Genomic DNA, 5329 nt, shown 5'->3' on the forward strand with positions numbered 1-5329 from the left:
TTTGTATCTCGTCTCGTCCGTGCCGTCATCTTTGAGATCTATTTCGACCTTAAAATGATAAGGCTCGCCGCCGTATTCATGCCACTCCTTAAGGCGCGCTCCGCTAAAAAACGCCTGCAGTGCCTTTCCGAAAATATAAGACGTTCCCTCAAAAAAGTAGGTTTTTAACGGCTCGTCTAGGAGCTTCTTTGTTTCCTCTAGGCTCTGAGATGCCGGCTCGACATCAAAGGTCTGCGCCAAAAAAGCGCGGTTAAAATCGTCTTGTTCGTAGAAAAAGCGCTTATCGAATTTAAGCCATTCGCGCATTTTTTCGCCCAAAACCTCATCGACTCGAAATAAAGTATCGTCGTAAGTTCTTAAATCTATCATCAATCAGCCTTCAAAATTTGCAAGCTATTTAGGACTATGAGACTATCTCGGTTTGAGTTTGGGATCGGCGTTTTGATCTCCACCGCGTGAGTGTTTTCGTCAAACGCTATCTCAATAAGCTGCGAAAAATGCGGCGTAAATCCGATGTCTAGGTTCGCAAAATAATCCCGCAGTTTCTCGTCGGCATTTTTGAGCACCTCGGCAAACATATAATCCTGCTTTAGCCTGACTTCGATAATGAGGTCAAATTTGATCTGCGTCGCCTCTTTCATCAAGACGTTATCGGTAAGAGGCACTCTATCCTTTAGCGCTTCTGATATTTTCGCTTCTGCGATATTTTTTTCATATCTTGAAAAATACACGATTTGCACTACGCCAGGACTTAGCCGATAAACGTTTGCCTTCGTGATGCCTTCGATGCTTAAGATGTAAAAAAGATAGCTTTTTTGGCTTCCTGCGGTGCTAAAGCGATGCATTGCCAGTAAAAATCTATTTCTTAGCTCGTCGTCGTTTTCGCGCGCTTTAAATCCGCTAAATGGTTTTGTCATTTTGATTGTTTTGATGTAGATATTCGGGATCTCCAGCGTCGTCGTTTCGTAGTTTTCCTTAAAATACCCGCCCGCTTCAATCTTGACCGTCGCCTCGTCTGCGATATTTGCGTCTTCAAGCAAAAATGCAAAGTGCCCCTTGCCGTCGGTAAATTTGCTGCCTTTTGGTAGAAAAGTAGCCGAATTTACGCTTATTTCAAGCTCGGCGATCGGCCTTACCTCCTCATTTCGTTTGATGCCGATTAGCGCCACTAGCTCGTCGAGATATTCGCCGGTGCTAAAATTTAGATAGTTATTCGCCACCTTGACGTTAATCAGCTCAAAAAAGTTATTGAGCCGATATAAAAATATGTCTATGAGCGTTATGTAGTCGTCGCCGATTAGCGGGATATAATCAAGCTTGCCGCTCTTTTTCTTAAACTCCTCGATTATGCTTGCGCGCTCTTTTTCTATATCTAAAGGCTTGATAAACTGCGGCACTCTTAAAGGTTTCATAAACTTAGCCTCACTTCATTTTCATTAAATTCGCCCTTTCTCGTGTATCCGATTTTGACGTCTAGAATATTATCCGCTCGCGGCGTGAGTTCGATTTTAAGATTTTCCGCGCGAGGCTCGAAGGTTAAAATTTGAGATTTTATATCGCGCTTTAGCGCCAGGAGCTCGCTTAGCGTCATCTTTTTATCGATATACCTATCTAGTCCAAACGTCGGGCGCAGTGTTTTTGTGAGCTTTGAGGTTTTGCAAATACGTCGAATATTCTCAATTTCGTTTATTTGATACATCATTTATCCTAAAAAATTAGGCGGCGAAAAGGACAAAACGCCGCCTTGCGGCTTTAACGAGGACATAATATAAAAATATCGTTTTCTTTTATACAAGGGGGTTTTAGGGGATTAGTGCGAGTGGTGAGGAGTATTTCCGCCGTCGTCGATGATCGTTCCGGTGGCGTGAATGTTGCCTTTAACGTTCAAATTTCCGTTTAATGTCACGTCGGCCTTTATCGTAATGCGATCGGCGATTATATTGATGAGTTTTGGAGATAAAATTTCAAGAGTAGAGCTTGACGTGTCATAGCTGATTATAGTGCCGTCTTCGTATTGCGTTATCTCTTTGGTTTGGGAGCTTCCTTCGGGCTCGCGGCAAGCTTGATTAAAGATCGCGCCCACGGCGTATTTGATCCCGCCATCTCTTAACTGATGGACGATCGCCTGCTCTCCGACTCGCGGCGGCGAAAACGTGCGTTTAAATGAGTTCGCATTTTGGACGTAGGGGATGAGCTTTGTTTTCGTGCCTAGGTATTCAACCCTTACCAGGCTTTTGTTTTCGCTCACTTCGCAGATCGTGCCGATAAATTGCATTTTAAACGCTCCAAAGCTGCGTATGATAAACGATTTTTAGCCTTAGCTCGGTAATAACGTAGTCCTTATCCAAAACCTCGATATTTGAACGATTTACGGCGTTGAGTTCCATAAAGTTAAATTTACCCTCAAAGCTTTTTAGCTTATCCAGCACCTTTAAAAGTAGCTCGTCATTTTTGCTATATGATGAGTCGATCAAATTTATACTCACGCTTAGCTCGTGTTTTATTCGCTCAAAGCTCACCGCTTCCACTGCATCGTCGGTGTCTTTTATAATGATTAGCGGCAGGTTGTCTTTGTCAAATACGTAAATTTCAAAAACCTCAACGCTAAAATTTAAGCTCTCCAGGTGCTTCTTTAGCGCGTCTACGATTTGCGCCCGGATGTTTTGAGGAGACGGGGGCGTGTTGCTCTGCGTTGGAACTTGTAGCTCTTCTATAAAATATTTTTTTGACATCAAATTTCTCTCAAAAATAGTCTTTTTAGCACTTGACTTTCGAGCACGCTTTTTGTGATCTCGTATCTAGCGCCCAGTATCTCGATCTCGTCTTTTAGCCTTAGATTTTTCGCATCTTCAAGCGTAATAAGGGCGGTTATTTCCGTGCCTACCGCCCCGTTTTCGTAAATCACCTTAGAGTTTGCGTTAAAATGGCATTTGATGAGCTCATCCGTTCTCGTGCATTTCAAATTTATGCCAAAGCTTTGATTTAAGATGCTCTTGACGTCGCTTCTCACCATATCTATATCAATCATTTATATTGCCGTTTTCGTCAAGTCCTTTGGTATTAGCGTCCTTGTCGTCCTCGGGCGGTTTTTTATCGTCTTTTTTAGTATCCTTGCCTTTGTCAGCTGATGATTTCTTATCATCTTTAGCATCTTTTTTCTCGTCTTTTTTGCTTGTTGCCGCATCGTTTTTACCGTCGTAAGGCGCGATCGCTCCGATAGTTTGCATGCGTGCGATAAAATTTCTATCCGTTCCATCCGGTAGCTCGATGATGTCGCCCTCTTCACAAAAATCAACGCCGATTAACGTGGCGTATAAAACTATATATTTGCTCATTTTTTACCTTTCTTTTTTATTTTGCAGGCGAGCCGAGCCCGCCTTTACGCTAAATTTAAACAGATGTTTTTGAGATGGCAAAGCTCTTCTCGCGTGCTAGCTTCGCGTCGATGTCGTAAAATGCCTGGAGCAAGACGTTTCCGCCCTCTTGCATTAGCGGCAGGATCTCAAGCGATCCAAACGCTCCGATCCAAATATCCTCAAAGTTTCCAAATATCACGTCGCCCGCTTTTAGGTTGTTGTTTTTGTAGTAGGCGTATCCTTGAAGGTCATTGTCTCCGACGTCGATTAGCATGCGCTCGGTGCTGTTGCCGCGCTTCGTGCTTCGTAGCTTGCTGATGTCCGTTCCGTTGATAAAAAACTTTGAGTGCTCGGTATCAAGCCCGGCCGCGTCTAGCTTATCGCCAAAGGCCAAGGTAAGCTCCAAAGTAGGCGCAGTCATGTATCCGGTGACGGTCGGCACTCCGCTTGTGGCAAATAGCCCCTTTACGACTCCGTTGCCATAAAGCAGCGTTTGCTCTATCTTTTTGCGGATCGCGTCTTTTAGCTTTTTAAACGCAAAGCTCTCAAGCTCAAACGCGTTCATGTTTAGCATCGTTCTAGTGATGATGATATTTGCGTTTAGGGTGTGAGGGCTTAGCGAGATGTTGTCAAACATCATCTTTTCAGCGTCGCGTCTTTTGCCCTCCTCTACGAAGTCCGCGGTGATGCTAGACGTATCGCGCGGGATAGTCAAATTTGCGCTTAGGTTCGGTAGCCACGTGCAAAAATTTAGCAGTTTGCTATCTTGCTTTAGTTGCTCGATGAGTAGATCGCCGCGGTATTCTCTATTTACGGCGTCGGCTGCCGTCGTCGTGCTTGTTACTCCGTCGGCGAAATTTGCTATAAACTCGTCCGGCAACGCAAAACGCCCGATCTCTTTGCCTCTGTATTCCATCTCGCGCGACAAATCGACGTTTCTATCTACGGCCGATTTTATGACGTTTGCAAGGCTAAAGCACGCGCTATTATCTCTTTTTGAGAGGATATTTACGGTTTTTATCTCGCTTTTTGCATTTAGTTCGGCCATTTCTTTGCTAAATTCGGCGTAACTCTTGCCTGCGCTTATCGCAGCGAGCGCCTCTTTTTCGCGCCCTAAAATGTGAGCTAGCTCGATGATGTTTGCTCTAGTCTCCTCGCTTGATCTTACTTGCTCGTTTAGTTTGGCAAGCTCGCCAGCGCTTGGCGTTGCGGCTAGTTTTGCGCCCTCTTGCGGCGCTGCTTGTTCGTTCATTGGCATTTTTTCTCCTTTTGGTTGATTAAATTTTGATATTTTTGCGTTAGGATCAGCTCCTTGCCAAACGGCCGAGAGTTCGATGATCTCGCCCTCATAAATTTGGTAATGCTCCACCCCTTCTATTTTGTCCATTTCTTTTACTTTGTAGTTTCCAAATCCAACGCTCACGCTGTCGCTAAGCCCGGCTTTGTATTTCGCGTAAGCTTCTTTTGAGCTAGCTACCTCATCGCTAAATTTAACCTTGGCTTTAAAATCTCCGTTTTCAAATTTAGTCTCGATTATCGAGCCGATTGCATTAGCAAACGTCGGATCATGATCCAAATAAAGCGTTTTGGCATTAAATTTAACCCCGCTAGTATCTACGCTCAGGTAATATTCGTCGCCCCAAAATCCAACTCTTTTGTGTAGATTGTTTTTTGAGAGCGCGATAAAGCTAATAGTTTTTGCTTCGTCGTCAAACGCCGCATTTTTGCCTAAATTTACGCTAAAATTGCGCGCGTCTTTTAAAATATTCTCATTCACGGCCGCTATTTCCTTTCTTGATTTTTTCTATTTCTTGCAGTTTTTGCACGATTTGCTTCTCTTTTTCCAGCTCGTCGAGGTAGGTATCGTATTCGATCCCTTTTTCTCTCAAAACCTCGATGCGCGTTTTAAATCCACACTCGATCGCCTTGGCATTGGCGCTTACTTCCTTGTTTGGGTCGATGTATTCCCAGCC

General features: G+C 44.1%; 8 protein-coding genes and 1 pseudogene. All 9 read right to left on the minus strand.

Features of this window, described 5'->3' with window-relative positions; translation table 11 throughout:
- The coding region (locus RYL88_RS11195) for a phage tail protein (protein WP_314991337.1) at window positions 1–369 on the minus strand (369 nt) is incomplete at its 3' end.
- The gene (locus tag RYL88_RS11200) at window positions 369–1412 is read right to left on the minus strand and encodes a baseplate J/gp47 family protein (protein WP_314991339.1); all 1044 of its coding nucleotides are present in this window, start codon (window positions 1410–1412) and stop codon (window positions 369–371) included. The genes RYL88_RS11195 and RYL88_RS11200, both read right to left, overlap by 1 nt.
- Entirely contained in the window at window positions 1409–1699 is a 291-nt protein-coding gene (locus RYL88_RS11205; protein ID WP_314089551.1) for a GPW/gp25 family protein, read from the minus strand. The genes RYL88_RS11200 and RYL88_RS11205 overlap by 4 nt, the downstream gene beginning before the upstream one ends.
- Before the next feature lie 111 nt (window positions 1700–1810).
- Window positions 1811–2275 carry a phage baseplate assembly protein V gene (locus tag RYL88_RS11210; RefSeq protein ID WP_314991341.1) on the minus strand — a complete coding sequence of 155 codons (465 nt, stop codon included), beginning with the start codon at window positions 2273–2275 and terminating at the stop codon, window positions 1811–1813.
- A gap of 1 nt (window position 2276) precedes the next feature.
- Window positions 2277–2732, minus strand: coding sequence for a hypothetical protein (locus RYL88_RS11215; RefSeq protein WP_314991343.1), 456 nt, complete (start codon window positions 2730–2732; stop codon window positions 2277–2279).
- On the minus strand, window positions 2732–3028 hold the full coding sequence (locus RYL88_RS11220) for a hypothetical protein (RefSeq protein WP_314991346.1): 297 nt from the start codon (window positions 3026–3028) through the stop codon (window positions 2732–2734). Before RYL88_RS11220 ends, RYL88_RS11215 begins: the two co-directional genes overlap by 1 nt.
- Entirely contained in the window at window positions 3021–3335 is a 315-nt protein-coding gene (locus tag RYL88_RS11225; RefSeq protein ID WP_314350350.1) for a hypothetical protein, read from the minus strand. Before RYL88_RS11225 ends, RYL88_RS11220 begins: the two co-directional genes overlap by 8 nt.
- A 55-nt stretch (window positions 3336–3390) precedes the next feature.
- Window positions 3391–5133, minus strand: a complete 1743-nt coding sequence (locus RYL88_RS11230; RefSeq protein ID WP_314991349.1) for a phage major capsid protein — start codon at window positions 5131–5133, stop codon at window positions 3391–3393.
- A pseudogene (locus RYL88_RS11235) lies at window positions 5126–5329 on the minus strand (phage portal protein); the annotation flags it as partial. The gene RYL88_RS11230 and the pseudogene RYL88_RS11235, both read right to left, overlap by 8 nt.

It is taken from the genome of uncultured Campylobacter sp., assembly GCF_963517995.1.
Taxonomy (GTDB): domain Bacteria; phylum Campylobacterota; class Campylobacteria; order Campylobacterales; family Campylobacteraceae; genus Campylobacter_A.